The organism is Caenibacillus caldisaponilyticus (genome assembly GCF_002003465.1).
Taxonomy (GTDB): domain Bacteria; phylum Bacillota; class Bacilli; order Bacillales; family Sporolactobacillaceae; genus Caenibacillus; species Caenibacillus caldisaponilyticus.
Genome location: NZ_BDDQ01000165.1, coordinates 1 through 1,034 on the forward strand (window position 1 = coordinate 1; position 1,034 = coordinate 1,034).

A 1,034-nucleotide genomic window follows, 5' to 3' on the forward strand; every position below is an offset into this window, starting at 1 on the left:
AGAACTCTTTCAACGTTATCAACGGAGCGAACAAGCTCTGGTACTGGCCCTCATGGAAATGGTCGTAAACGGGGTGTCCACCCGAAAAATCACCCAAATCACGGAGGAATTATGCGGCACCTCGTTTTCCAAATCCACGGTTTCCTCGCTATGCAAGGGGCTGGATCCGATGATCCAAGACTGGAATGACCGTTCCCTTCATGAACATGTGTATCCGTTTGTGCTAGTAGATGCTATTTATACGAAAGTCCGGGAAGATGGACGGGTACGTTCCAGAGCCGTTTTGATCGCCACAGGAGTGAATGAGGAAGGATACCGGGAAATTCTTGGCCTGCAAATCGGAAACAGTGAATCGGAGTCCAGCTGGAGCGAGTTCTTCGGATGGCTGAAAGACCGGGGACTCCGGGGAGTGGACTTGATCATCTCGGATCAACACGGCGGACTGGTACGAGCCATTGAAAAACATTTCCAAGGCGCGACGTGGCAGCGGTGCCAAACGCATTTTATTCGCAATATCCTCGATGCGGCACCAAAGTCTGTACAGAATGCTTTACTCGATGAGATTCGCGGAATTCTTCACGCCCCCAATAAGCAGGCGGCACGGCTGTTATTGGAACAAGTGTTGGCCAAATGGGAGGAGAAAGTCCCTAAAGCGATGCAAATCCTCGAAGAGGGATTCGAAGACGCCACCGCCGTATTGGACTATCCGGACCGTTACCGGCGGCGCCTGCGCACAACCAATGGCATCGAACGGCTCAATGAGGAAATCCGCCGCAGAGAACGGGTGATCCGCATTTTTCCGAACCGGGAATCGGTGTATCGTCTCGTAGGCGCCGTGTTGATCGAAATGGACGAAAAATGGATATCGGCACGCAAATACCTGGATATGTCCGACTATTGGCAGTGGCGAAAAACGAAAGAGTTAGGCGTTCAAACGATGAACCAGGAAGTTTCGGCGATCAAGAAAGTGGGATAATGACTTTGTCGTGTCAAGGTGAACGTGGAATACCGGAGCGAAGCGAGGATATGCCGCG

At 51.7% G+C, this 1,034-nt stretch carries 1 protein-coding gene; it reads left to right on the forward strand.

Going from position 1 to position 1,034, the window contains the following annotated elements; translation table 11 throughout:
- Positions 1-976: IS256 family transposase (locus CCB157_RS17060; protein ID WP_077616962.1), on the forward strand; the 976-nt coding region annotated here is incomplete at its 5' end.
- Positions 977-1,034: the final 58 nt, after the last annotated feature.